Consider the following 25793-nt stretch of genomic DNA (forward strand, 5'->3'; position numbering starts at 1 on the left):
GAGCGGAACGAGGGGAACGGTATCGTCCGATTCCTCGAAACGGGTCGACCGCCGGGGTCGCTGCTCTCACCGTGGCGGACATCGCGCCTCGGGCGCAACGTCCACTTGTGGTCATGTCCACATTCGGGCGCCGGTACCCTCGCGCCCGGCCCCCGCGCGGGCCGCGCCCGGTCGAGGCCGGGACGTCGGTGCGGGCGTGCAGCGACTCACGCGGCGGTCCGACGCTGCTCGCCTCCACTCAGCGCCGGAGCCTCGAGGCGCTGCTGCGCGAGTGGAAGCGGCGCGGGGAGTGCGAAGGCTCGGCGAGAAGCCGGGCTCAGCCCTTCAGTGCCTTCGCAATGCGTTGTGGGGACACCTGCTCGGCGGTGCCGAGGCGTTGGGCGAACAGGCTCACCCGCAGCTCCTCGAGCAGCCACCGCGTCTGCACCAGGTTCGCCGGGGCGCCGGAGGGGAGGGGCACCGTCCCGCCGGCCTCGACGAAGCCCGCGGCGGCGCGCTCGAACTCGGTCATGCGCTGGCGATCACGGCCCGGGTTGTCCGTGAGGGTCTTCACGCGCTCGAGCGCGCCCGTGAGGTAGCGGGGATAGTGCTGCAGGCGCGCGAGGCCGGTCCGCGAGAGGAAGCCGGGGAACAGCAGACCCTTCACCTGACCCCGCACGTCGTTCAGCGCGCCGAGGAGCGTGATGGATGCCGCATCCTTCATCGCCCGCTCCACCTCGCGCTGCGCGAGCAGGATCTTCGCCGCGAGCGAGACGGTCTGGAACGTGCGTTCGACGGATGCCGCCGAGAACGCGTCGCGCACCCGCACGAAATCCGCCTTCGTCCGCACGACGCCGCTCGGGTTCTCGCGCCCCAACAGGTCGTCGGCCAGGGCGACGCGCGCATCCTCGATCAGGGCCTTCGCGTTCTGGTACGGGGATGCCGCCAGGGCGAGCTTCTCGTTCGCGGTGAGGTGGTCGAGCACGTAGCTGGCGGGGGAGGGGACGGCGAGCAGCATCAGACGCAGGACGCCGGCGCGCGTGAGCCGCGCCGCATCCTCGGGGGTCGCCTCGACGCGCAGAGCCACGCTGTCGCCCTCGTCGACGAGAGCCGGATACCCGCGCACGACGCCGCCGGCGACGGGAGTGTCGACGACTTCGGTGAGTTCGTCGAAGTCCCACGTGGTGAGCGTCGTTCGCGAGGCGAACGCGGGGGAGGCCTCGGCGACCTTCGCCGCGGCGGAACGCGCGGCGGGGCGCTCGCGGGTGATGGCCGACTCGACGCTGGAGCGGGCCCTGTCGGCGAGGCGGCGCTGCAGCGCCCCCAGGTCACGGTCGCTGCCGATCGCGCGCCCCCGCGCGTCGACTGCACGGAACGACGGGCTCAGGTGACCAGGGACCCGCTCGAGCTCGAAGTCGGCGGCGCTCACGCGCTGGTTCGCCACGCGCTGCACGAGGGCGGCGAGCGCGTCGACGAGGGTCGTCCTCGGCAGACCGTTCGCGTGCTCGGGCCCCTTCTCGGCGAGTTCGGCGCTGAATTTCTCGGCCCAGTCCGCGGCGGGCACCACGTTGCGGCGGATGGTCTTCGGCAACGCGCGGAGTAGTGCCGTGACCAGTTCGTCGCGCATGCCCGGCACCTGCCAGTCGAAGCCGTCGGGGCGCAGTTGGGCGAGGAGGGGGAGCGGCACCACCACCGTGACACCGTCGTCGGGAGCTCCGGGCTCGAAGCGGTAGGCGAGGTTCAGCGTCTGGTCGCCTTGACGCCAGCGCGCGGGGAACGCCCGGTCGTCACCCTGCGCGCGATCACCGGTGAGGTCGGACTCGCGGAGGTCGAGCAGGTTGGGCGTGCGGGTGACCGCATCCTTCCACCACGTCTCGAACGAGCGCACGTCGGTGACGTCGGCGGGAATGCGCGCGTTGTAGAACGCGAACACCGCTTCGTCGCCGATGAGGATGTCGCGGCGACGCTCGCGCTCCTCGATCTTCTCGAGCAGTCGACGCTGTTCGACGTTGCGGCGCAGGAAAGCCGTGAGCCGCTTGTCGAGCACCGACGGGTCCCATTCGCCCTCGACCAGCGCGTGGCGCACGAACATCTCGCGCGCGAGCGGCCGGTCGAAGCGCGCGAGTTGCACGCGGCGGCGTCCGACGAGCTCGACCCCGAAGAGGGTGACCTTCTCGTAGGCGGCGGCGGAGCCGGCATCCTTCGACCAGTGCGGCTCGCTGAGGGAGCGCTTCACCAGGTCGGGGGCGAGGTCTTCCGCCCAGGCGGGGTCGACGGCGGCGACCGTGCGGGCGAACAGGCGGGACGTCTCGACGAGTTCGGCGGCCATGACGGCGGCCGGGCGCTTCTTCTTCAGCCCCGAGCCGGGGAAGATCGCGAAGCGCGCCCCGCGCGCCCCGATGTACTCGCCCTTGACCGGTCGTGCGTCGCCCGGGGTCTTGCGGTCCTTGGTCTGCGCCATCGTGCGCGCGTCGAGGATGCCGAGGTGCGACAGCAGTCCGGAGAGGATCGAGCGGTGGATGGCGTCGCCGGCGGCGTGTCCCTCGGGGGCGGAGGTGGCGCCGGCGCCCGCCGGACCGTGTGGATCACGCCCCCGTCGTGTCGAGCCGTCTCCCGCTCTGCGCGGCTGGGAGGGATCCGTGTCAGCCAGACGCGGGACCTGGTTCCGGGCGCCGCGCCGAGTGTCGCCGCCGCTGCGCCCGCCGTCGCCTGAGCCGCTCTCGCCCGAGCCGCGCTCGCCGCCCAGAGACCGGAGCTGCCGGTGCACGTCGACCCACTCGCGCACGCGCACGTAATTGAGGTGCTCGCTGCGGCAGAGGCGTCGGAAGGCGCTCGATCCGAGCTCGGCCTGCTTCTCCTGCAGGTAATCCCAGAGGTTCAGCAGCGAGAGGAAGTCGCTGGTGGGGTCGGTGAAGCGCGCGTGGAACCGGTCGGCCTCCTCACGGCGCTCCTCGGGGCGCTCGCGCACGTCCTGGATCGACATGCCCGAGACGATCGCGAGCACCTCGGGTTGCACGTCGTTCCGTCGCGCCTCGATGAGCATGCGGGCGAATCGCGGGTCGATGGGCAGCCGCGCGATCTCGCGGCCGATCTCGGTGAGGCGGGGGCCGCTCTCGTCACGGCGGCTCGAGCGCTGGCGCGAGGGGTCGCCGTCGCCGCGCACGTCGCGCTCCCGCGCTGACTCGCCGCCGCCCCGCGTCCCCGGCGCCGGAAGCTTCACCGCGCCGAGCTCCACGAGCAGGTCGAACGCCGCCTTCACGCCCCGCGAGTCGGGCGGGGTCAGGAACGGGAACGCCTGGATGTCGCCGAAGCCCAGGGACAGCATCTGCAGGATGACGGATGCCAGCGACGTACGCAGGATCTCGGGTTCGGTGTACTCCGGGCGGCGCGTGAAGTCGTCTTCGGAGTAGAGCCGGATCGCGATACCCGGCGACGTGCGGCCGGCGCGCCCGGAGCGCTGCTGCGCCGACGCCTGCGAGACGGCCTCGATCGGCAGCCGCTGGATCTTCGAGCGGTTGCTGTAGCGGGAGATGCGCGCGGTGCCGGTGTCGACGACGTAGCGGATCCCGGGGACGGTGAGGCTCGTCTCAGCGACGTTGGTGGCGAGGATGACGCGACGGCGGACGCCCGCCACGCTCGAGCGCTCGAAGACGCGATGCTGCTCCGCGGCGGAGAGCCGGCCGTAGAGGGGGAGCACCTCGGTGGGGGCGGCGTCCTTCTGGTACGCCCCGCGGATGGCATCCGCGGCATCCCGGATCTCGGCCTCGCCGGGGAAGAAGACGAGCACGTCGCCCGCGGACTCCCGGTCGAGCTCGCGGAGGGCGGCGACGACCGCCCCGACTTCGTCGACGTCGTCGTCGGGGCGGCCGGCCTTCGCGGCGGGCCGTGCCGAACTCCGGGGCTTCTGGGGCGCCGGCGCCGGGGTGCCGGCATCCGGAGCCTCGTCGTCGGAGTCGTTCGGCGTCTGGTCCGCGCCGTCGAGAGGCCGATACCGGATCTCGACCGGGTACGTACGCCCCGACACCTCGATCACCGGCGCGGGAACCGGTTCACCGCCGGGTTCGGTCGGCGGCGCAGCGAAATGCCGCGCGAAGCTCTCGGGGTCGATCGTGGCCGAGGTGACGATGACCTTGAGATCGGGGCGCTTCGGCAGGATGCGGCGAAGGTATCCGAGCAGGAAGTCGATGTTCAGCGAGCGCTCGTGCGCCTCGTCGACGATGATCGTGTCGTAGCGGCGCAGCAGCCGGTCGCGGTGGATCTCGTTGAGCAGGATGCCGTCGGTCACCAGCGCCACGCGGGTGTCGGCCGACACCTTGTCGGTGAAGCGCACCTTGTAGCCGACGGTGGAGCCCAGCGGCACCTTCATCTCGTCGGCGATGCGCTCGGCGATCGTGCGCGCGGCGATGCGGCGGGGCTGCGTGTGGGCGATGGAGGTGCGGCCGAGCTCGAGGCAGATCTTCGGCAGCTGCGTGGTCTTGCCCGAGCCGGTCGCGCCCGCGACGATCACGACCTGGTGGTCGCGAATGGCGCGCGCGATCTCCTCCCGCGCGGCGCTGACGGGCAGCTCGGGCGGGTAGACGATGACGGGTTCGACAGACACAGCCTTCCAGCCTATCGCGGCGTCGCGTCCGGGGGCGTATCGCGCCGTCACGTCGCCGCGTCACCGCGCCGTCACGCCGCCGCGTCACCGCGCCGTCACGCCGCCGCTGATCGCGCTTGCTGCGCCGCGCGGCCGCCCGAGAAACGCTTCTGCGCGCGAGAAACGCCGCGTCGCGCCTTGCCTCGCGTCAGAGAGCGTTTGTCACTGCCCTGCGCCGCAGCGACCCGCGCCCCCTCGACCCGCGCCCCCTCGACCCGCGCCTCCTCGACCCGCGCCGCGCCGGGTCTCAGGGCATCGACGCCTTCTGGGCCAGGATGCGGGTGACGGCGGCATCCACTCTCGCCGCGAATGCGGGGTCGCTCTGCGCGCGGGCGAGTACCGCCTGGTGCATCTCGGGGTAGACCGACGGGTCGGCCGACACCAGCAGGAGGTCGACCCCCGCCTCGACGGCGAGGGTGGCGCGATCGGCCGGCGAGTAGCCTCCCACCTGATCGGCGGCGGAGAGGTCGTCGCAGGTCACGACGCCCTCGAATCCCGCGCCGTCACGGAGCACCCCGACGACGCGGGAGGAGAATGCCGCGGGGACGCCCGGGTCGATCAAGGCGTAGTCGGCCGTCGAGAGCATGACCACCGCCGGGCCCTGCGACAGGACGGTGCGGTAGACGCCGACATCGGGTCCGTCGGCGGTGACCACCTCGTCGGTGACCCCGGTGGAGTAATCGGTGTTGTCGTCGACGTGACCGAGCCCCGGGAAGTGCTTGAAGGTCGGCAGCACGCCGCCGTCGCGCATTCCCGCCGCGAAGGCACCGGCCTTCGCGGCGACCGTCGCGCCGTCGTAGCCGTACTCGCGTGCCAGCTCGCCGATCGGCGGATTGGATGCCGCGAACTCCGGACTGGTGACGATGTCGGCGACGGGCGCGAGGTTCATGTTCACGCCCGCCGCGGCGAGCTGCGCGCCCCACGTCGACGCGTTCGTCCGCAGTTGCGCGTCGGGCTGCTGCGCCTGCTCGACGGCCGACGGGATGCCGTCGAAGCCCGGCCCCGAGAGCACCTGCACCGTGCCGCCCTCCTGGTCGGTCGCGACCCACAGTCCGGGGTCGTCGACGCTGACGGCGGCGGTGAACTGCGACACCAGGCCGGCGATCGGCTGCGTACCGGCATCCGATCGTCCGTGCAGGAAGACGCCGCCGATGTGGTCGTCGGCCACGGCCGCGAGCGTGGTCGGGTCAGCGCCGTCGACCGAGGTTCCGACCATGAACATCTGCCCCACCTTGTCGGCGACGCTCATGCCCGCGAGCGGGTCGGGCGTCGGCGTGGGGGTCGGGGTGGGCGTGCGCGTCGGCGTAGGCGCGATCGTCGTGGTCGGTGACACCGTGGGTGCCGTGGCGGGGGCGCACGCGGTGAGGGTCAGCGCCGCGAGCATCAGCAGGGCGGTCGGACGCGCGGGACTCTTCACCCCTCGATGGTCGCTCATGGGCCTGAACGATCCCGGCACTTGACTCTGCCGCGGCGTCAACCGGCAGGGTGGATGCTATGAACGAATGGCCCATCGCCGACGTCGCCCGTGCGGCCGGAGTCACCAGCCGTACGCTGCGGCACTACGACAGCGTGGGGCTGCTGCGTCCGGCGCGGGTCGCCGAGAACGGATACCGCTTCTACGGCGACGCGGAGATCGCCCGCCTCTACCGCATCCTGTCGCTTCGCGCGCTCGACCTATCGCTGCCCGATATCGCGCGGGCGCTGGGCGACGAGCAGTCCTTCGCCGACACGGTGCGTGCGCACCTCGCGGCGCTGGAACGCACGCGGTCGGGCCTCGAGCAGCGCATCACCGCGGTGCGCGACACCCTGACGGCCCTGGAGGAAGGAAGAGACGTGAGCATCGACGACGCCCTGGCGGGAGTGGACGACTCCCGCTACGAGAACGAGGTCCGCGAGCGGTGGGGCGACGACGCGTGGGAGCGCAGCGCCGCCCGCCGACGCGCTCTCAGCCCCGAGCAGCGTCGCGCCGACGACGACCGCGGTCGTGACCTCAACGCCGCCCTGCGCGACGCGGCGGCTGCGGGGCGGGACCCCGACGACCCCGCACTGCAGGCGCTCGTCCAGACGCATCATCGCTGGATCACGGACCAGTGGGGCCGGACCCCCGATGCCGAGTCCTACATCGGTCTCGGCGAGCTCTACGTGTCGGACGCCCGCTTCGCCGCCGTGTACGGCGGGGAGCGCAACGCCGCCGTGATCCGGGACGCCATGACCGTCTACGCCGACACGCACCTGCGCTGACGGCGTCAGACGGCGTGGCTGGCCGCCGCGACCCGCGGCGGCGTGCGCAACCTCAGCGATCCGCACAACCTCAGCTGGGATTCGCTGGAACGCGCTGAGGTTAAGCGGATCGCGGAGGATCCGGATGCCACGGCTCCGGCGGATCGCGCCGGATCAGCCGTTTCCGTCGGAGCACGTCGGCTGGTTCGCCTTCGACCCGTTGATGTTGCTCGGAAGTTCTACGACATCGGGCGCCGCACTCGCGCCGGGCGTGGCGCCGGCGTCGGGCGCCGAGGTCGCGGCATCCGGTGCCTGTTCGGTGGGTTCCGCCGTCGGGGCGGACGGGTCGGCGATGACACCGTCGTTACCGCTGAGACCGCCCGTCAGCGCCAGGGGGGCGTTGTCGGCCAGGGCCTGCCACAGCGTGTCGGCGGCCTCGAGGTCGGGCACGACGCGGTTGCTGTCGTCGGGGTCGTCGACGACCGGGTACTGCACGAAGGTGATGTCGCTGAAGGGGACGTCCTTGAGCGTGTAGGCGAGCTGCGCGATGCGCACGGGGTCGGCGAGGCTCTCGCTCGGCGTGATGTTGTTCACGGCAGTGTTGGCCAGGCCCAGCAGCGTGCCGGGGTTCGACAGCACCTCGTCGCTGCGGAGCTTGTTGATCAGCCGCGAGAGGTACTGCTGCTGGTTGCCGATGCGGGCCAGGTCGCTGCCGTCGCCGACGCCGTACCGGGTGCGGAGAAATGCCAGAGCGTCGAAGCCCTTCACGACCCGTGGCCCCGCAGGCCAGTCGATACCGGCGTCGGGGTCGTCGATGCCGTCGCCCGCGATGCAGACCTCGACGCCGCCGATGGCGTCGGTGATGTTGACGACGTTCCCGAAGCTCACTTTCCCGGCGAAGGGGATGCTCTGGCCGCTCAACTCCGACACGGTCTCGGCGACGCAGGTGAGTCCACCGGCTTCGTAGGCCGTGTTGATCGACGCTTTGAAGGCGCCGGCGAAGGTGCTGCCGTCGGCGGCCGTGCACTCGGGGATCTCGACCTGGAGGTCACGCGGGAACGAGACCACCGTGACACGGCGGGGGTTGGCCGACACATGCACGAGCATGTTGACGTCGTTTCGCGCACCGTCGTTCTCGGGGTCCGAGCACCGTGGCCCGAAGGCCGCCGACACGACGTCGTCGCACTCGTCGGTTCCGACCACCAGTACCGCGAAGGGACCCGTGTAGGCGCTCAGGGCGGGGGGCTCGGAGGGCGCGTCCGGAAGCGGCACCGCGGCCTCCTGCAGGCGCTGCGTGAGCGACCACGCGTAGAACCCGCCGACAGCCACGGATGCCACCACGAGGACGGCCAGAGCGATCGCGGCCAGCTTCAGACCGCGCCGCACGCCCGAATCGGGGCGGCGCTGCGCGTGATGGGCCGGAGGGGTGACGGGCATGGGGGTAGTCAACCACGGTCGGCCGGGGGCAGCTCGGCGCGCGGACACGACGGTGGGGCGGCCCCGGGAAGAGCCGCCCCACCGTGTACCCGGACTACTTGCCGCCCTCGGTCAGCGTCACCTCGATCGGCGTGTACTCACCGTCGACGGTGATCCCCTCGTCCTTCAGCTCGGAGAGCGCGTCCTCGATGTAGTCGTTCGAGTACGCCGAGTCGCCCGGCTCCTCGGTGATGAGATTGAGGCCGTCCTGGTTGACGGCCTTCAGGGCGCCTTCGACCGTCTGGTCCCACGCGGCCGAGTCGATCATGCCGAACTCTCCGCCGGTCCAGATGAGCTTGTTGACCTCGTTCATCTGCCACAGCTGGTGTGTGGGACCCACGGGGAAGGCGTCGACACCCGGCGCGGTCGCCGCGGCGTAGGTGATCTCCGCTGCCTCGGTGGGGTTGTCACGGGCATACACCCAGCCCTTCACGACGGCCTTGAGGAAGCGCTTCGCGGCATCGGCGTAGGCGGGATCGTCGGCCAGTCGCTGCGTGTCGGCCCAGATGGCATCCTGCAGCATGGCTCCGGCGGTGTCCTCGTACGAGATCACGTCGACGTCCTCCATCGTGTACAGATTCCCGGTGGCGGGGTTCACCGTTTCGAACAGCTGCGCGAGCTCGTTGTAGGTCATCGCCTGGGCGGCATCCACGTCGCGGTCCAGCAGCGCGTTCATCGAGAAGTCCTGCGTCGTGATCTGCACGGTCGAGGCGTCGAGGCCCTGATCGGCCATCGCGGCGAAGATCTCCCACTCGTTGCCGAAGCCCCACGAGCCGATGCGCTTGCCCTCGAAGTCCTCGACGCCGGTGATGCCGGAGTCCTTCCACGACACCTGGGTGGTGCCCGACTTCTGGAACACCTGGGCGATGTCGGTGAGCTCGACCCCCTGGTTCTCCAGCGTTCCGAGCACCTTGGGAACCCACGCGACGGCGAAGTCGACGTCGCCCGCGACGAGGGCGTCCTGCGGCACGATGTCGCCGCCCGAGGGGAGCACCTCGACGTCGTCGAAGCCCTCCTCCTGGAAGTACCCCTGATCGAGGGCGACGTAGTAGCCGGCGAACTGTGCCTGCGGCAGCCACTGCAGCTGCAGCTTCACCGAGGTCAGCGGGGTGAATTCGCCATCGGCCGCCGACGGCTCGGAGCCGCCTCCCGAGCAGGCCGAGAGGGCGAGGGTCGCGGCCGCGACCCCCGCGATCGCGCCGAGGGCGCGACGGGTGCTGTGTCTCATGGAAGGTCCTTCCGGTTCGGGTGGAGCGGGTGTCGGGTGGTGCAGGTTCCAGGTGTCGCCGCCGTCACGGGCGCAGGGCGCCGAGCCGTTTCGCGACGACGCGTTCGAGCAGGGCGGTGACGACGAAGAAGACGAGACCGATCGCGATGCCCCCGCCCACGAACGCCCAGGCCAGGGCCGCGCGGCCCGACTTGGCGTACGTGGCGATGGCGGTGCCGATGCCGTCGGCGGGGCCGCCGAAGTACTCCGCGACCAGGGCGGAGATGACGGCGAGGGATGCCGCGACCCGCACGCCCGTGAGCAGGTAGGGCAGCGCGGTGGGGAGCGTCAGCCGCAGGAACGTCTGTCCGCCGGTGGCGGCGGTGGCCCGGAACAGGTCGCGCTGCACCGGGCGCGTCTGACGGAGTCCGCGGAGGGTGTTGACGAAAACGGGCACGAAGGCCGCGATCCCGGCAACGGCTTGGCGTCCGAACTGACTAGACGCCCCGAACATGGTGTTGAGGATCGGGGTGAGGGCGACGATCGGCACCACCGCGAGGGCTGCGACCAGCGGCGCGGTCATGCCGTCGACCGGCCGCCAGGTGGCGGCGAGGGCGGCGAGCAGCACCGCGACGACGGTTCCGGCGAGCAGCCCCACGAGGGCGTTCGTGCCGGTGATGCCGGCCGCCTCCCACACCAGGGGGAAGCGCTCGACGAGCTCGGTCGCGACCGCGATCGGATCGGGCAGCATCCGCGGCGCGCTGCCCGAGGCGACGAACGCGTACCAGGCGAGCAGTCCCGCGAGCCCCACGACGACGGGGGCGGCCAGTCGCGCCCAGCCGGGCAGGGGCGTGGCGTTCATCGCGGACCTCCGGCGGTGACGGATGCCACGGCACGCCGGGTCACGGCATCCGTGGTCCGTCGGGGGATCCCGAATGCCACCGGCTGGCGCGCCGCGCGTCGGACCCCGTTCATCGTTCGTTCGCCCGCTGGACGGGGGCTCCGTGCAGCGCTTCGCGCACGGCGGTGACGCGGGCGAAGAACTCCGGCGACTCGCGGAGGTGGTCGTCGCGCTCGCGGCCGGGGCGGGTGTCGATCACGTCGGTGATGCGCCCCGGCCGAGGGCTCATGACGACGACGCGGTCGGAGAGGAACACCGCCTCGGGGATGGAGTGGGTCACGAACACCACCGCGGCACCGGTCTCGGCGGCGATGCGCGCGAGTTCGGACTGGAGCCGCTCGCGGGTCATCTCATCGAGCGCGCCGAACGGCTCGTCCATCAGCAGCAGCCGGGGCTGTGCGGCGAGGGAGCGGGCGATGGCGACGCGCTGCTGCATACCGCCGGAGAGCTGGTCGGGGTAGCGGCCGATGAAGTCGGTCAGCCCGACGAGTTCGGCGAGCTCCGCCACGCGGGCGTCGCGGCGGGCGCGGGACCACTTGTGCAGGTCGAGAGGGAGAGCGATGTTCGCGGCCACCGTCAGCCACGGCAGCAGCGCCGCCTGCTGGAAGGCGATGCCGTAGTCCTGGTCGAGGCGCGCCTGGCGCGCCGACTTGCCGTACAGCGTCAGTTCGCCGCCGGTGGGGCTGTCGAGGTCGGCGATGAGCCGGAGCAGTGTCGACTTGCCGCAGCCGGAGGGCCCGATCAGTGAGACGAACTCGCCCGCGGCGACGGTGAGGTCGACCCCGGTGAGGGCGCTCACCTCGCCGCCGGCGCTGGGGAACACCTTGCCGACGCCCGCGGCGCGGACGGCGAGGTCGGTGGCGGTCTGGGTGGTCATGCGGTGTCCTCTCCGCGACGGAAGCGGTGCAGAGCGACCCCGACGAGCGCGACGCCGCCGGCTGCGACGAGTCCCATCACGACGGTGCCGAAGGTGGGGGCCCAGGGGGCGGCAGGGTCGGATGAGGCTTGGCCGGCGAGCTGGATGAGCATGCGTCCGATGCCGCCACGGAGGCCGATCGAGACTTCGGCGACGACGGCGCCGACGACCGCGGACGCGGCGGCGAGGCGAAGCGCGGGCAACAGGTACGGTACGGCCGCCGGGAGGCGCAGTCGCACGAGCGTCTGCCCCCAGCCGGCCGAGTTCGCGCGCATCAGGTCGAGGTGCAGAGCGTCGGGCGCCGAGAGGCCGCGCAGCATGCCGACGGCGACGGGGAAGAAGGCCAGGTACGACGCGATGAGCGCCACCGACAACCACGGCGGCCAGGGGAAGCCCGAGCGGTCCACCTGGGTGCCGATGGCGTTGACCACCGGTGCGAAGGCGATGAGCGGCACGATCTGGCTCACCACGATCCACGGCAGGAGTCCCGCCTCGACGAGACGCCACCGTTGCATCGCGATGCCCAGGAGCGAGCCGACCACGACGCCGATCACCCAGCCGAGGGCGGCGAGGCCGAGCGTCATCCCCGCCGCTCCCGCGACGGACACGATCAGCGGTGGGGTGTCCCCGCCGCTCGTCGGTGCGAACATGCGCGTGACCATGTCCCACACGTGCGGCATGGCGCGGTCGTTCGTGCGCGGGAGCAGGATCACGCCGGAACCGGCCGATCCGTCGCTGCCGACCGTGAGGCCGTCGGCCGGGCCGAACGTCTTGTACAGCTCCCACGCGGTGACGACGACCGCGATACCGGCGATTCCCCATCCCGCTCGAACCGCGGCGGTGCGGGCGCGGGAGGAACGGATGCCGGAGTCCCGCGGCATCCGTCCCTCTTCCGCCGTCTCGACGGGCGCCGCCGTACCGGGGGCGATCACCTGGTCGGTCACGGGCGTGTCACCGCTTCGCCGTCACCGGGGGAGTGAGCGCGGGGATGACGGTCTCGCCGTAGACCCGCATCGTCTCCTCTTTGTTGTCGTGCTGCAGGTAGCCCGCGAACTGGGTGACGCCCAGGGCACGGAGCTTCTCGAGCTTGGCGATGTGCTCCTCGGCGGTGCCGAGCACGCAGAAGCGCTCCACGATCTCGTCGGGCACGAAGTCGACGTGGTCGTTGTTGCTCTTGCCGTGCGAGTTGTAGTCGTATCCGGTGCGCCCCGCGATGTAGTCGGTGAGGGCGGCGGGAACGTCGGAGCCGTCACCGTATTTGGTCACGATGTCGGCGACGTGGTTGCCGACCATCCCGCCGAACCAGCGGCACTGCTCGATCATGTGCGCGCGCGCCTCGGGGGTGTCCTCGCCGATGTACATCGGGGCGGCGACGCAGAAGGCGATCTCGTCGGGGTCTCGGCCCACGTCTTCCGCGGCCTTGCGGACGGTCGCGATCATCCACTCGGCGATGTCGAGGTCGGCGAGCTGCAGGATGAAGCCGTCGCCCACCTCGCCGGTGAGCTTCAGCGCGAGCGGACCGTAGGCGGCCACCCACACGTCGAGTTCCGACCCGCGACTCCACGGGAACTGCAGCGTCGCGCCGTTGTACTCCACGGCGCGGGAGTTGCCGAGCTCGCGGATGACGTGGATTGACTCGCGCAGCGCTTTCAGCGTCGTCGGGCGCCCGTTGGTGACGCGCACCGCGGAGTCGCCGCGGCCGATGCCGCAGATCGTGCGGTTGCCGTACATCTCGTTGAGCGTGGCGAACGTGGATGCCGTGACGGTCCAGTCGCGGGTCGCGGGGTTGGTCACGAACGGGCCGACGGTCACGCGGCGGGTGGCCGCGAGGATGGCGGAGTGGATGACGTAGGGCTCCTGCCACAGCAGGTGCGAGTCGAAGGTCCAGACGTGGCTGAACCCGTGCGCCTCGGCCAGCTGCGACAGCTGCACCGTGCGGGCGGCCGGGGGGTTCGTCTGCAGGACGACACCGAAGTCCATGGGGTCTCCTCTCAGATCAGGTACTGGCTCAGGCCGCGCTTGACGAACCGGCCGTCGCCCGGCGCGCCCAGGTAGGCGCCGTCGTCGACGACGACCTTGCCGCGCGAGATGACGGTGTCGACGTGCCCGTCGATCTCGTAGCCCTCCCACGCGGAGTGGTCCATGTTCATGTGGTGGGTCTTGCCCACACCGATGGACGTGTGACCGGCCGGGTCGTAGACGACGAGGTCGGCGTCGGCGCCGGGGGCGATCACGCCCTTCTTGCCGTACATCCCGAACATGCGTGCCGGCGTCGTGCTGGTCAGCTCCACCCACCGCTCGAGCGTGATCTGCCCCGTGACGACGCCCTGGTACATCAGGTCCATGCGGTGCTCGACCGAGCCGATGCCGTTGGGGATCGCGCGGAAGTCGCCCTGGCCGAGGGTCTTCTGGTCCTTCATGCAGAAGGGGCAGTGGTCGGTCGACACCATCTGGATGTCGTTGGTGCGCAGGGCCTGCCACATGTGGTGCTGGTGGCCCTCGTGCTTCGAGCGCAGTGGGGTCGAGCACACCCACTTGGCGCCCTCGAAGTCGCCCCACTCCTCGCTCGTGGCGCCGAGCTGATCCTCCAGCGAGAGGTAGAGGTACTGCGGGCACGTCTCGCCGAACACGTTCTGGCCGTTGTCGCGCGCCCAGGCGAGCTGCTCGACGGCCTGCTTCGCGCTGACGTGCACGACGTACAGCGGGGCGCCGGTGAGGTGCGACAGCATGATCGCGCGGTGGGTGGCCTCCTCCTCCATCTGCCACGCGCGGGCGACGCCGTGGAAGTACGGCGAGGTCTTCCCCTTCTCGATCAGCTGCTCGGCGAGCACGTCGATGACGGGACCGTTCTCCGCGTGCATCATCGTCAACAGGCCCGTGTCGGCGGCCACCTGCATCGCCCGCAGGATCTGCGCGTCGTCGGCGTAGAAGACGCCCGGGTAGGCCATGAACATCTTGAAGCTCGAGATGCCCTCGTCGATGAGCCCCGGCAGAGCCGCGAGGGAGTCGGCATCCACCCCTCCGACGATCTGGTGGAAGCCGTAGTCGATCGCGCAGTTGCCCGCGGCGAGCTCGTGCCAGTGGGCGAGGCCGTCCTGCACGCGCTCGCCGGTGCGCTGCACGGCGAAGTCGACGATCGTGGTCGTGCCGCCCCAGGCGGCGGCGCGCGTGCCGGTCTCGAACGTGTCCGAGGCACTCGTGCCGCCGAAGGGCAGCTGCATGTGCGTGTGCGCGTCGATCCCGCCCGGGATGACGTACTTGCCGGTGGCGTCGATGACGGTGTCGACGGATGCCGCGAGGTCGTGGCCGAGCAGGGTCGACCCGGGCGCGAGCACGGCGGCAATGCTCTCGCCGTCCAGGAGCACGTCGGCGGCGCCGCGACCCGTCGCCGACACGACGGTGCCGCCCGTGAGCAGGGTGGTGGCCATGTCAGGCCTCCACGATCTCGCCGTAGGTGTCGGGGCGGCGGTCGCGGTAGAACTGCCAGTCGTCGCGCATCTGCTGCACGAGGTCCATGTCGAGGTCGCGGATGAGGATCTCCTCGTGCTCCGACGAGCCCACCGCGCCGACATGGTTGCCCCGCGGATCGATGACCTGGCTCGTTCCGTAGAAGGTGACGGCGTCCTCGCCGTATTCGTTGTCCTCGCGGCCGACGCGGTTCGGCTGCAGCACGAAGTAGCCGTTCGCGACGGCGGCGCACGGGCCCTCGACCTCCCACAGGCGGTTCGAGAGGCCGGGCTTGGTCGCGTTCGGGTTGAACACCATGTGGGCGCCGTTCAGGCCCAGCTCGCGCCAGCCCTCGGGGAAGTGCCGGTCGTAGCAGATGTACATGCCCACCTTGCCGACCGCGGTGTCGAAGACGGGGTAGCCGAGGTTGCCGGGGCGGAAGTAGAACTTCTCCCAGAACTTGTCGAGGTGCGGGATGTGGTTCTTCCGGTAGCTGCCGAGCACGGTGCCGTCGGCGTCGACGAGCACCGAGGTGTTGTAGTACACCCCGGTCTGCGCCTCCTCGTAGATGGGCAGCACGCTGACCAGGCCCAGCTCCTTCGCCAGGGCGGCGAAGCGCTGGACGATCGGCCCGTCGACGGGCTCCGCGAAGCGGTAGTACTTCTGGTCCTGGGTGATGCCGAAGTACGGGCCGTAGAACAGCTCCTGGAAGCAGACGATCTCCGCTCCCCGCGCCGCCGCGTCACGGGCGAACTGCTCGTGCTTGTCGAGCATCGATTCCTTGTCACCGGTCCACGTGGTCTGCGTGATGGCCGCTCGCACCGTCGTCATGGGTCCTCCTCGATCTCTGTCCCGCGGGGGAATGCGGGTGGTCGCATTCTGGCGGGGTGTTCTGTTACTGTCGCGCCTGAACATTTCCCGACGATTTCGTCGGGTGACTTCGCCGTTAATTGGAGCCGCATGCTCTCTCCCCGCGCCCTCGGATCCCGCTCCGCCGCGGGGCTGGCGGCGGAGATCGCCCGCCTGGTCACCGACGGCACGCTCGTGCCGGGGGAGCGCCTTCCGACCGTGCGGCAGATGGCGGCCGACCTTGGCCTGTCCACCGGAACGATCGCGGCGGCGTGGCGCGCCCTCGCCCACGCGGGTGTCGTCACCTCCCGCGGTCGCTCCGGCACCTTCGTCCGCTCGGAGCGGCGTGAGTGGCTGAGTCCGCGGGTGCGCGGGATGTCCACGGGCGAGGGTCCACCCGCCGCGGCTCCCAGCGGACTCGGAGGGCGGGGCGCGCACGGCATACGTCTCGATCTCTCGCTCGGCACGCCCGACCCTGCCATGCTGCCCTCGCTCGAGCGGGCGCTCTCCCGGGCCCGTCCGCGCGCCGACACCGGCCGGTACCACGACCTTCCCGTCCTCCCCGAGCTGCACGACGCCCTCGTGGACGACTGGCCGGTGCGGACGGTCGAGGCACTCACCGTCGTCGACGGAGCGCTCGACGGCATCTCCCGCGCGGTCGAGCAGGTCGTGCGCTTCGGCGACCGGGTCGCGGTGGAGTCCCCGGGATTCCCGTACATCTTCGACCTGGTGGAGGCCACCGGGGGCGTCGCGCTGCCGCTCGCGAGCGACGCCGACGGCATCCTGCCCGGCTCCCTGGCGCGTGCGCTCGCGCAGCGTCCCTCGACACTCGTGCTCCAGCCCCGGGCGCAGAACCCCACCGGGGTGTCGATGTCGGTCGAGCGGGCGAGACGTCTGGCCGACGTGCTGCTCACCGTTCCGGGCGGGCGAGAGGTGACGGTGATCGAGGACGACCACTCGGCCCTCATCGCCACCGCTCCGGCGGTCACCCTCGCGCGGTGGCTCCCCGGCCAGGTCGTGCACGTGCGAGGGTTCTCGAAATCGCACGGCCCCGACCTGCGCATCGCCGCCCTCGGCGGACCCGCCCGTATCGTCGAGCGCATCGTGCGGCGCCGAATGCTGGGACCGGGGTGGACGTCGCGCCTGCTGCAGAGCGTGCTCCTCGAACTGCTCACCGACTCGCGCTCGGTCGCGCCGGTCCGCACGGCGCGACTCATCTACCGCGACCGGCTCGACCGCATGGCGGCGGCCCTGCGCCGCCTGGGCATCGACGTGGGCGCACCCGACGGCATCAACCTGTGGTTGCCCGTCCGCGACGAGCGCGCCGCCGTCGTCCACCTCGCCGCGGAGGGCATCGCGGTGGCCGCGGGCGGGCCGTTCATGGCCGACGCCTCCGCGCAGCAGCGGGTGCGGGTCACGGCGGGATCGGTCACCGAGAATGTGCGGCTGGTGGCCGACGCGCTCGCCCGAGCGGCATCCGCACCTCCGCTGTCGTAGGGGCCGTCAACCCCCGGATCCGATGTCGGAGGCGGCTCCTAGGGTGGATGCCATGACCGTTCCTTCTGTTCAGCTCAATGACGGAAACTCCATCCCCCAGCTCGGCTACGGCGTGTTCCTCGTGCCCGCCGACGACGCCGAGCGCGCCGTGTCCGAGGCCCTCGAGGTCGGCTACCGCCACATCGACACCGCCGCGATCTACAAGAACGAAGAGGGTGTCGGCCGCGCTATCGCCTCCAGCGGCATCTCCCGCGACGACCTCTTCGTCACCACGAAGCTGTGGAACGCGCGCCACGATGGCGACGACCCGCACGCCGCGATCGACGAGAGCCTCGAGAAGCTCGGCCTCGACGCCGTCGACCTGTACCTCGTGCACTGGCCGACCCCCAAGGCCGACAACTACCTCAACGCCTGGCAGAAGCTCATCGAGATCCGCGAGGCGGGCAAGACCCGTTCCATCGGCGTCTCGAACTTCCTCGTGCCGCACCTCGACCGCATCGTGGCCGAGACCGGGGTCACCCCCGTGGTCAATCAGATCGAGCTGCACCCCGCCCTCAGCCAGCGCGAGATCGCCGCCTGGGGCCAGGAGCACGACATGCACATCGAGTCGTGGGGCCCGCTCGGCCAGGGCAAGTACGACCTGTTCGAACTTCCCGCGGTGAAAGATGCCGCCGAGGCCCACGGCAAGTCCCCGGCGCAGGCCGTTCTGCGCTGGCACATCCAGCACGGCTTCATCGTGTTCCCCAAGTCGGTGCGCCGCGAGCGCCTCGAAGAGAACTTCGACCTGTTCGACTTCGAGCTCACCTCCGACGAGATGGCCGCGATCGACGCCGTCGACCCCGGTGACGGTTCGGGCCGGGTCGGCTCGCACCCCGACGACGTCGAGTGATCTGACAAGGCGCGCATGAACCGCCTCGCGAACGCCTCGAGCCCCTACCTCCGGGCCCACGCCGACAATCCCGTCGCGTGGTTCCCGTGGGGGGCCGAGGCGTTCGCGCTCGCGGCCGAGAGAGACGTCCCCGTGATGATTTCGATCGGCTACAGCACCTGCCACTGGTGCCACGTGATGGCACGCGAGTCGTTCCAAGACCCCGAGATCGCCGCGATCCTCGACGACGGCTTCGTCGCGGTCAAGGTCGACCGCGAGGAGCATCCCGATGTGGATGCCGCCTACCTCGACGCCGCGTCCGCCTTCACCCCGCATCTGGGCTGGCCGTTGACGGTCTTCGCCTCACCCGAGGGGCGCGTGTTCTACGCCGGCACGTACTTCCCGCCCGCGCCGCGCCCGCCCCAGCCGTCGTTCCGCCAAGTGCTCGCCGCGGTCCGCGAGGCGTGGACCGAGCGCCGGAGCGAGGTGGATGCCACGGGCTCCTCGTTGCGCGACGCGCTCTCGGCCGCCGCGACCGCCCCCGCCGATGCGCCCCCGTCCCTCCTGCAGCTCGCCGCCGCCGCGCGCACCGTCGCCGCGCGCGAGGATCGCGAGTACGCCGGTTTCGCCGCGGGACCGGCCTTCGAGACGCCGAAGTTCCCGAACACGCCCGTGCTCCGCTTCCTGCAGCACCCCGCGCTCGCCTCGGACGCCCCCGAGGCGGCGGACGTGGCATCCCGCGCCCTGTCGGCCATGGCCGGCTCCGACCTGCACGACACCGTCGAGGGCGGCTTCTTCCGCTACGCCACCCGCCGCGATTGGAGCGTGCCGCACTACGAGCGCATGCTCACCGACAATGCGGGTTTGATCGAGGTCGCGCTCGCGGCGTCCGACGAGTCCGTCGCGACCGATGCGGCGCGCTTCCTCGTCGACGTGCTGCAGCTGCCGTCCGGCGGGATCGCCGCAGCCCAAGACTCGGAGTCGATCATCGACGGCGTCCGCAACGAGGGCGGCTACTACCGCGTGACCGACCGGTCGGCGCTGCAGCCCCCGGCTCTGGATGCCAAGGTGGTCACGGGGTGGAACGGCCACGCGATCGCCGCACTCGCCGCCGCCGGAACCCGCACCGACCCGCGCTTCCTCGAGGCCGCGCGTTGGGCGGCCGACGCGGTACTCGAGAGCAACGTTGCCGACGACGGCACGCTCCGGCGCGCGTCGCTCGACGAGATCCGTTCCGCCGCTCCCGCGACACTCGAGGATTACGGCGGCCTCGCGCGGGGCCTTCTCGCCCTCGCGCGGGCGACCGGCGAGGTCGCGTACGCCGAGCGCGCGCGGGGCCTCGTCGACCAGTGCCTCGGCGCCGACGGCATCCATCCTCCCGGCGGTGGCGATCCCGTGCTCGTCGCGCAGGGCATGCAGCCGCACGGAGTGCCCAGCGACGGCGCGTCGCCCTCGGGGCCGTCGGTGTTCGCCGCGGCAGCGCTCGACCTCTGGCGCCTGGGGGCGGGTGAGCGATACCGCACCGCCGCCGAGACCCTCGTGCGCGCCGCCGCCGAGGCCGCGCTGTCGACGCCCCTCGCGCACGGAGCGATCCTCGAGGTCGCGGTGGGTCTGGCATCAGCGCCGCGTCAGGTCGTCGTGGTGGGGGAGCCCGATGCCGAGATCGCCGACGCCGCGCGTCGGGTCGCCGCCGACGTGGTCGCCGTGGTGTCGCCCGCTCAGGCTGTCGCGTTCGCCGCGGCGGGCTTCGAGTTGTTCGAGGCCAAGGTCGCGTTGCGCGGCGAGGCGACGGCGTACGACTGCCGCGCGTTCACGTGCGCGTTGCCGACGACGAATCCGGCGGCGCTGGTCTGACGCGTGGGGCCGGGTGCGTCTGACGCGAGCGCGGGTCCGACTCGGCGGGCTGGACGGACCCGACACCCCGGACCACTCGCTCGCCCCAGTCCGCGGTCGACGGTGGGCCTCACGAACCGCGAGAGACGAAGTGCGGGCTCTGGATCAGTCCGAGAACGTTACCGAACGGGTCGACCACCGATGCCGTGATGAAGTCGGCTTCCCGTTCTACGACGGGTTCCCACTCTTTCGCGCCACGCTCGAGCAGATCCGCGACAACGGAGCGGAGGTCGTCCACGTGCCACCGCGCAATGACACCGCGCGGGCCGACGGCTCTCGACCCGGCGGCAGGGACGGGCGCGCCGGGCGCGAAACCTGCGGAGACGATCCCGAACTCGTCCTCGTCCGCTCCGAGCCTGAACTCCACGTAGAGCGGAGCGTCCGCATCCGGCCGCTGGAAGTACGGCTCGATGCCGAACACCGCGGCATACCAATCGCGGGCGCGTGCCACATCCTCAGCCCAGACGTTGACCTGTGCGATACCCCGAAAGCGCGAACCAGCCATGTTCCACCCTATCCAGCGTCCTCATGCCCTGTCATGACCAGGATCGAGCGGCAGATACGCGTCAGGCCACAGCTCTGCACCATATGCCCCGCGACTCACTGCTCTTCGATCGTCCGTAGGACCCCAAGGTCGCTATCCCACAGCCGTACCGGTTCAGTCTCCTCGAACGACGAGATTGCGGGGATGGTTGATCACCGGGGGTGGTTCGGGGTCATCGGGTGTGCGGCCGCAGGCTTGTCCGGCCGGGCGCCTCGGTTCGGCAACGACGGCATGGGGGCCGGCGCGGCAGATGACGGTGGTCCAGTGAGCCGACGCATACTTCGCGCCGGTCAGCGCATTGTCGAATCTCGCAGACGAGCTCTTTTCTCGCGGTATTCGCCCGCACATCTGCGAGTTGCGCGTGATTCTGCGAGCATCGTGGCGCCCGCGGTCGTTCCGCCGTTGTCGCCGCCCGCCGATCCGCCCTCAATCCAGCAGATGCCGCAAGAACCGCCCCGGCGCTTCCAAGAACCCGCGCTGCAGCCGCACCACCTCGAGGTCCTCCCACACGCTCTCGCGGATGCCCCACTCGCCGAGCTCGAGGATCGTTGCGCCCGGCAGCGCCGCCAGCACGGGGGAGTGGGTGGCGCAGATCACCTGCGTGCCGCGCGAGCGCATGCGGTCGAGGGATGCCAACCAGCGCAGGGTCGATGAGAACGACAGCGCCGCCTCGGGTTCGTCGAGGCACGCGAGCCCCGCGACGTAGCGCGGGTGGTCGAGCGCTTCGTCGAGCAGGGCGTTGAACGACTCGCCGTGGCTCATCGGGTGCAGGCTCGGCGGCGCGTCGGGCAGGTCGTCGCGCCACGAGTAGTAGCCGTGCATCGTCTCGGCGCGCAGGAAGAAGCCCCACCGCGCGGCGCGCGGGCTGCGTTCGACGCGCAGCCACTCGCCGAGCGGGCTCTCGGTACGGCGGGTCTCACCGCCGCCATTGGTCGACCCGCCCTCCGCGGGCAGGCCGTACGCCTCGGCGATGCCCTCGATCAGCGTCGACTTGCCCGAGCCGTTCTCGCCGACGAGGAAGGTCACGCCCGCGCCGAACTCCCACCCGTCGGCCCGCGCGACGTCGAGGAAGTGAGCCACGGCGGGGATGTCGGCCGGCCACGCCCGCGCATCGACGGGCGCGTCGCGGAACACCTTGACGCGCTGGATCGGCCGCGGGTCGTGCAGCCAGTCGTCGCCCCGTGACACGTCAGATCCAGCTGGGCAGCCAGTTGTGCAGGCGCCAGAACTCGTACGAGACGGGAAGGCCCGCCCACACCGGATACCAGAACGCCGAGATCCCGATGCAGACGACCAGGAACACCACCGCGATCACCTGTGCGTGGGCGCGCGAGAGCCGCCAGACGCCCCGCACGGCGTCTTGCAGGGCGAAAGCCACCGCGAGGACGAGGAAGGGCACCATCGCCACCGTGTAGAACTGGAAGATCGTGCGCTCGGGGTACAGCAGCCACGGGAGGTAGGTGGCGCCCAGGCCCGTCAGCACCAGCGCATGGCGCCAGTCGCGCACCAGGACGAAGCGCACGAGCAGATACACGGATGCCGCGATGCCCGCCCACCAGATGAGCGGGTTCGCGTTGCTCGAGATCGCCTCGGTGCAGCCGTTCGGCAGCGCGCAGCCGTTCACGCCGAAGTCGTCCTGGTGCCAGTACATCGAGGTGGGACGGATCAGGAAGGGCCACTGCCACGCGGGACTGGCGTAGCTGTGCGGGGTGACGAGTCCGACGTGGAAGCCGTACATCGACTCGTGGTAGGCCCAGAGGTTCTGCAGCGGTACGGGAAGGAATGACAGCAGACCGGTGCCCAGAGCTTCGCTGCTGCGCATGTAGCCGCCGGTGGTGAACAACCAGCCCGACCAGCTCGTCAGGTACACCACGAGAGACACCGGCACGATGAGCACGAACGAGATGAGGCCCTGGCGCACGGCATCCATCGGCCACTGCACGATGCCGACGCGGCGGCGCGCCAGCGCATCGGTGACAACGACGTAGATGCCGATCGCGGCGATCAGGTACAGCCCCGACCACTTCACCGCCGTGGCGGCACCGGCGGCGGCGCCCGCCGCCAGCAGCCACGGGCGGTCCCACAGCAACGGTCCCCAGTTGTGGGTGGTGCCGGGGAGTTCGTCCATGGCGGCGTCGAGACGGTCGCCGGTGCGTTTGTGATCGAGCGCGACGAACCAGAACGCCAGCACGACGAAGAAGGTCAGGAACACGTCGAGGAGCGAGGTGCGGCTGAGCACGATGCTCAGACCGTCGATCGCGATGAGACCGGATGCCACGGTGGCGAACGTGATCGAGCGGGTGAGGTTGTGCGCGAGCAGGTAGACCAGCAGCACGGTGGCTGTGCCGAAGATCACGGCCGACAGTCGCCATCCCGTGGCCGAGTCGGGACCGAGCAGCGCCATTCCGGCACCGATCAGGATGCGGCCGAGAGGCGGATGCACCACGTAGCTGCCCACGCCGGTGAAGATGTCGGTGTCGCCGGCGACGAAGCTCGGATCGGCGTTCTCGGGCCATGCCGACGGGTAGCCGAGCACCCACTGGCTCCACGAGTCCTTCACGTAGTACGTCTCGTCGAACACGAGCGCGTGCGGTGTGCCGACGTCGAACAGGCGCAGCACCCCGGCGACGATCGTGACGAGCGCCGGCGCCAGCCAACGCCACAGTCGGAGCCCCCGGGGGTCGCCCAGCAGCACGTCGCGCCATCGATCGAGGCGCGTGCGCTCCACCTCGGGACGCAGAGAGGGGACAGCGGTGCTCACGCGCCCCAGCATAAGGTGGGGCGGTGATCATCCTTGCGGCGACGCCGATCGGCAACCTCGGTGACGCCTCGAAGCGCCTCGTCGAGGCGCTCGAGAACGCCCGTGTGGTCGCCGCCGAAGACACCCGCACCACCCAGCGCCTGCTGGCGGGCCTCGGCGTCGAGAACCGCCCGCGGCTGATCGCCCTGCACGATCACAACGAGAAGGAGCGGGCGGCGGAGCTCGTCGAGCTCGCCCGCGAAGACGATCTGCTCGTTCTCAGCGACGCCGGTATGCCGACGGTGAGCGACCCCGGGTACGGTCTCGTCGCTGCGGCGGCCGCGGCCGGTGTCACCGTCACCGCCCTCCCGGGCCCGAGCGCCGTCGTCACCGCGCTCGCCGTCGCGGGGCTCCCCACCGACCGCTTCGCGTTCGAGGGGTTTCCGCGCCGCAAGCCCGGGGAGCGCCGCAGAGCCTTCGCGCAGCTCGCCTCCGAGGAGCGGACCCTCGTGTTCTTCGAGTCGCCGTCGCGACTGGCATCCACCCTCGACGACCTCGCCACGGCGTTCGGCGCCGATCGCCCCGCCGCCGTCTGCCGCGAGCTGACCAAGCTCTACGAAGAGGTCAAGCGGGGCACCCTCGCCGAACTCGCCGCGTGGGCCGCGGAGGGCGTGCGCGGGGAGATCGCGATCGTCGTGGGCGGAGCCGAAGCCCGCGAGGTGGCGTTCCCGGATGCCGTCACCCAGGTGCTCGAGCTCGTGCGCGGTGGGACGCGGCTCAAAGAGGCGGCCGCCGAGGTCGCGTCGCAGACCGGTCACTCCTCGCGCGAGCTGTACCAGGCGGGACTCGCCGTCAAGCGCTGACGCCCGTCCTCGGCCCGCACCGCGCGCGAGGGGTCGGAACGTGTCGCCGAGTATCGCCCGCGGCGACAAAGACGACCCCTCACGCGCCTGCTTGCGCGACCGGACGGCGGCGCGGTCGGGGCGTCACACGGTCGGCTGCGTCGGTGCCTCCTGCGTAGAATCCTCAAGTGACTTCCGGCCGATCCTTCTACATCACGACGCCGATCTACTACCCCAGCGATCTGCCCCACATCGGGCACGGGTACACGACCGTCGCCGTCGACACTCTCGCGCGCTGGCACCGCCAGGCGGGCGATGACACCTGGATGCTGACGGGCACCGACGAGCACGGCCAGAAGATGCTGCGCGCCGCGGCCGCCAACAACGTCACGCCGCAGGAATGGGTCGACAAGCTCGTCACCGAGTCGTGGTTCCCGCTCCTCGAGACGCTCGACGTCGCCAACGACGACTTCATCCGCACGACGCAGCCACGACACGAGGAGCGCGTGCAGCAGTTCGTGCAGGCGCTGTTCGACCGCGGCTACATCTACGCGGGCGAATACGAGGCGCTGTACTGCGTCGGCTGCGAGGAGTTCAAGCCCGAGGCCGAGATCGTCGACGGCACCGGTCCCTTCGAGGGCCTCAAGGTGTGCGCGATCCACTCCAAGCCCCTCGAACTGCTGCAGGAGAAGAATTACTTCTTCAAGCTCAGCGAGTTCCAAGACAGGCTGCTCGAGCTGTACAAGACCGAGCCCGACTTCGTGCGGCCCGAATCGGCGCGCAACGAGGTCGTCTCGTTCGTCCGCAGCGGTCTGAAAGACCTCTCGATCTCGCGCTCGGCGTTCGACTGGGGTATCACGGTGCCCTGGGACCCCTCGCATGTCATCTACGTGTGGGTCGACGCGCTGCTCAACTACGCCACCGCCGTCGGCTACGGCAACGACCCCGAGCAGTTCGCCCGCCGCTGGCCGGCGTTCCACGTGGTCGGCAAAGACATCCTGCGCTTCCACGCCGTCATCTGGCCGGCCATGCTCATGGCCGCCGGTCTCGACGTGCCCCGCGGCGTCTTCGCCCACGGGTGGCTGCTCGTCGGCGGCGAGAAGATGTCGAAGTCGAAGCTCACCGGCATCGCGCCCACCGAGATCACCGACGTGTTCGGCTCCGACGCGTACCGCTTCTACTTCCTCTCCGCCATCGCCTTCGGGCAAGACGGGTCCTTCTCGTGGGAAGACCTGTCGGCCCGCTACCAGGCCGAGCTCGCCAACGGTTTCGGCAACCTGGCGTCGCGAACCGTCGCGATGATCGAGAAGTACTTCGAGGGGGTCGTGCCGTCGGCCGGCGCCTATGCCGAGGGCGACCTGGCGATCCAGAAGATCGTGGCGGATGCCGCGGCAGCCGCCGACTCCGCCGTGGAGCGCTTCCGCATCGACGAGGCCATCGCCGCCGTCTGGACCATCGTCGACGCTCTCAATGGCTACATCACCGAGAACGAGCCGTGGGCCCTCGCCAAAGACGAGGCGCAGCGCGAGCGCCTCGGCACGGTGCTCTACACCGCGGCCGAGGGTCTGCGCGCCCTCGCGGTGCTGCTGTCGCCGGTCATGCCGAGCTCGACCGAGAAGCTGTGGAGTGCCCTCGGCGCCGACGAAGGCCTCGGGCTTCTCGTCGAGCAGCCTCTCCGCCGGGCGGGGGAGTGGGGCGCGCTGGGTGCCGGGGCGAAGGTCACCGTTCTCACGCCGTTGTTCCCGCGCGTCGAGCAGGCGTGACGCCCGTGACAC

At 70.9% G+C, this 25793-nt stretch carries 19 protein-coding genes; 6 read left to right on the top strand and 13 right to left on the bottom strand.

The window, feature by feature from the left end; all coding sequences use genetic code 11:
• Window positions 1-316 precede the first annotated feature (316 nt).
• Complete coding sequence (locus tag ASF76_RS10440; RefSeq protein ID WP_055956982.1) at window positions 317-4579, bottom strand: DUF3418 domain-containing protein; 4263 nt, start codon at window positions 4577-4579, stop codon at window positions 317-319.
• A 286-nt stretch (window positions 4580-4865) separates the two neighbouring features.
• Window positions 4866-6035: a glycoside hydrolase family 3 protein gene (locus ASF76_RS10445; RefSeq protein WP_200936118.1), complete on the bottom strand. Its 1170-nt coding sequence runs from the start codon at window positions 6033-6035 to the stop codon at window positions 4866-4868.
• Between the two features lie 77 nt (window positions 6036-6112).
• Between ASF76_RS10445 and ASF76_RS10450 the strand changes: the two genes are divergently transcribed.
• Entirely contained in the window at window positions 6113-6859 is a 747-nt protein-coding gene (locus ASF76_RS10450; RefSeq protein ID WP_055956984.1) for a MerR family transcriptional regulator, read from the top strand.
• Window positions 6860-7012: 153 nt separating this feature from the next.
• On the opposite strand, the gene ASF76_RS10455 is transcribed toward ASF76_RS10450, so the two are convergent.
• The 8 genes from ASF76_RS10455 to ASF76_RS10490 all read right to left on the bottom strand — a co-directional run bounded on the left by ASF76_RS10455 (window position 7013) and on the right by ASF76_RS10490 (window position 15616).
• Complete coding sequence (locus ASF76_RS10455) at window positions 7013-8275, bottom strand: LCP family protein (RefSeq protein ID WP_055956985.1); 1263 nt, start codon at window positions 8273-8275, stop codon at window positions 7013-7015.
• A gap of 94 nt (window positions 8276-8369) precedes the next feature.
• Window positions 8370-9542 carry an ABC transporter substrate-binding protein gene (locus ASF76_RS10460; RefSeq protein ID WP_055956987.1) on the bottom strand — a complete coding sequence of 391 codons (1173 nt, stop codon included), beginning with the start codon at window positions 9540-9542 and terminating at the stop codon, window positions 8370-8372.
• A 64-nt stretch (window positions 9543-9606) separates the two neighbouring features.
• Window positions 9607-10383 (bottom strand): ABC transporter permease, encoded by a 777-nt coding sequence (locus ASF76_RS10465; RefSeq protein WP_055956989.1) that lies wholly within the window; start codon window positions 10381-10383, stop codon window positions 9607-9609.
• Window positions 10384-10492: 109 nt separating this feature from the next.
• Window positions 10493-11299, bottom strand: coding sequence for an ABC transporter ATP-binding protein (locus tag ASF76_RS10470; RefSeq protein WP_055956991.1), 807 nt, complete (start codon window positions 11297-11299; stop codon window positions 10493-10495).
• Window positions 11296-12282 carry an ABC transporter permease gene (locus ASF76_RS10475; RefSeq protein WP_082484989.1) on the bottom strand — a complete coding sequence of 329 codons (987 nt, stop codon included), beginning with the start codon at window positions 12280-12282 and terminating at the stop codon, window positions 11296-11298. The genes ASF76_RS10470 and ASF76_RS10475 overlap by 4 nt, the downstream gene beginning before the upstream one ends.
• Before the next feature lie 7 nt (window positions 12283-12289).
• The gene (locus ASF76_RS10480; protein WP_055956992.1) at window positions 12290-13318 is read right to left on the bottom strand and encodes a TIGR03842 family LLM class F420-dependent oxidoreductase; all 1029 of its coding nucleotides are present in this window, start codon (window positions 13316-13318) and stop codon (window positions 12290-12292) included.
• Between the two features lie 11 nt (window positions 13319-13329).
• Entirely contained in the window at window positions 13330-14766 is a 1437-nt protein-coding gene (gene hydA, locus ASF76_RS10485; RefSeq protein ID WP_055956994.1) for a dihydropyrimidinase, read from the bottom strand.
• A 1-nt stretch (window position 14767) separates the two neighbouring features.
• Window positions 14768-15616, bottom strand: coding sequence for a nitrilase-related carbon-nitrogen hydrolase (locus ASF76_RS10490; protein WP_055956996.1), 849 nt, complete (start codon window positions 15614-15616; stop codon window positions 14768-14770).
• 129 nt (window positions 15617-15745) lie between these two features.
• Here ASF76_RS10490 and ASF76_RS10495 point away from each other — a divergent pair, with 129 nt between their 5' ends.
• Genes ASF76_RS10495 through ASF76_RS10505 form a run of 3 tightly spaced genes read left to right on the top strand, consistent with a single transcriptional unit; the run spans window position 15746 to window position 19853 of the window.
• Window positions 15746-17131: an aminotransferase-like domain-containing protein gene (locus ASF76_RS10495; RefSeq protein ID WP_055956998.1), complete on the top strand. Its 1386-nt coding sequence runs from the start codon at window positions 15746-15748 to the stop codon at window positions 17129-17131.
• 52 nt (window positions 17132-17183) lie between these two features.
• Window positions 17184-18020 (top strand): aldo/keto reductase, encoded by an 837-nt coding sequence (locus ASF76_RS10500; protein WP_055957000.1) that lies wholly within the window; start codon window positions 17184-17186, stop codon window positions 18018-18020.
• A gap of 15 nt (window positions 18021-18035) precedes the next feature.
• Window positions 18036-19853 carry a thioredoxin domain-containing protein gene (locus ASF76_RS10505; protein WP_055957001.1) on the top strand — a complete coding sequence of 606 codons (1818 nt, stop codon included), beginning with the start codon at window positions 18036-18038 and terminating at the stop codon, window positions 19851-19853.
• A 109-nt stretch (window positions 19854-19962) separates the two neighbouring features.
• Here ASF76_RS10505 and ASF76_RS10510 read toward each other — a convergent pair whose 3' ends face one another.
• From ASF76_RS10510 to ASF76_RS10520, 3 genes are all read right to left on the bottom strand, one after another.
• The gene (locus ASF76_RS10510) at window positions 19963-20397 is read right to left on the bottom strand and encodes a VOC family protein (protein ID WP_055957003.1); all 435 of its coding nucleotides are present in this window, start codon (window positions 20395-20397) and stop codon (window positions 19963-19965) included.
• Window positions 20398-20862: 465 nt separating this feature from the next.
• Window positions 20863-21624: an AAA family ATPase gene (locus ASF76_RS10515; RefSeq protein WP_082484990.1), complete on the bottom strand. Its 762-nt coding sequence runs from the start codon at window positions 21622-21624 to the stop codon at window positions 20863-20865.
• A gap of 1 nt (window position 21625) precedes the next feature.
• Window positions 21626-23197 (bottom strand): dolichyl-phosphate-mannose--protein mannosyltransferase, encoded by a 1572-nt coding sequence (locus tag ASF76_RS10520; RefSeq protein WP_235561285.1) that lies wholly within the window; start codon window positions 23195-23197, stop codon window positions 21626-21628.
• Between the two features lie 23 nt (window positions 23198-23220).
• Between ASF76_RS10520 and rsmI the strand changes: the two genes are divergently transcribed.
• Both rsmI and metG read left to right on the top strand, forming a co-directional pair.
• Window positions 23221-24039 (top strand): 16S rRNA (cytidine(1402)-2'-O)-methyltransferase, encoded by an 819-nt coding sequence (gene rsmI / locus ASF76_RS10525; protein ID WP_055957007.1) that lies wholly within the window; start codon window positions 23221-23223, stop codon window positions 24037-24039.
• A 167-nt stretch (window positions 24040-24206) separates the two neighbouring features.
• Entirely contained in the window at window positions 24207-25781 is a 1575-nt protein-coding gene (gene metG / locus ASF76_RS10530) for a methionine--tRNA ligase (RefSeq protein WP_055957008.1), read from the top strand.
• Window positions 25782-25793: the final 12 nt, after the last annotated feature.

This window comes from Microbacterium sp. Leaf151 (genome assembly GCF_001424225.1).
Lineage (GTDB): Bacteria > Actinomycetota > Actinomycetes > Actinomycetales > Microbacteriaceae > Microbacterium.

What these genes read in the sequence shown, in the direction of transcription:
- ASF76_RS10450 (WP_055956984.1), top strand. Translation starts at nt 6,113, where the DNA reads ATGAACGAATGGCCCATCGCCGACGTCGCCCGTGCGGCCGGAGTCACC.
- hydA (WP_055956994.1), bottom strand. Translation starts at nt 14,766, where the DNA reads ATGGCCACCACCCTGCTCACGGGCGGCACCGTCGTGTCGGCGACGGGT.
- ASF76_RS10480 (WP_055956992.1), bottom strand. Translation starts at nt 13,318, where the DNA reads ATGGACTTCGGTGTCGTCCTGCAGACGAACCCCCCGGCCGCCCGCACG.
- ASF76_RS10505 (WP_055957001.1), top strand. Translation starts at nt 18,036, where the DNA reads ATGAACCGCCTCGCGAACGCCTCGAGCCCCTACCTCCGGGCCCACGCC.
- ASF76_RS10470 (WP_055956991.1), bottom strand. Translation starts at nt 11,299, where the DNA reads ATGACCACCCAGACCGCCACCGACCTCGCCGTCCGCGCCGCGGGCGTC.
- ASF76_RS10495 (WP_055956998.1), top strand. Translation starts at nt 15,746, where the DNA reads ATGCTCTCTCCCCGCGCCCTCGGATCCCGCTCCGCCGCGGGGCTGGCG.
- ASF76_RS10460 (WP_055956987.1), bottom strand. Translation starts at nt 9,542, where the DNA reads ATGAGACACAGCACCCGTCGCGCCCTCGGCGCGATCGCGGGGGTCGCG.
- ASF76_RS10465 (WP_055956989.1), bottom strand. Translation starts at nt 10,383, where the DNA reads ATGAACGCCACGCCCCTGCCCGGCTGGGCGCGACTGGCCGCCCCCGTC.
- ASF76_RS10510 (WP_055957003.1), bottom strand. Translation starts at nt 20,397, where the DNA reads ATGGCTGGTTCGCGCTTTCGGGGTATCGCACAGGTCAACGTCTGGGCT.
- ASF76_RS10455 (WP_055956985.1), bottom strand. Translation starts at nt 8,275, where the DNA reads ATGCCCGTCACCCCTCCGGCCCATCACGCGCAGCGCCGCCCCGATTCG.
- ASF76_RS10490 (WP_055956996.1), bottom strand. Translation starts at nt 15,616, where the DNA reads ATGACGACGGTGCGAGCGGCCATCACGCAGACCACGTGGACCGGTGAC.
- ASF76_RS10500 (WP_055957000.1), top strand. Translation starts at nt 17,184, where the DNA reads ATGACCGTTCCTTCTGTTCAGCTCAATGACGGAAACTCCATCCCCCAG.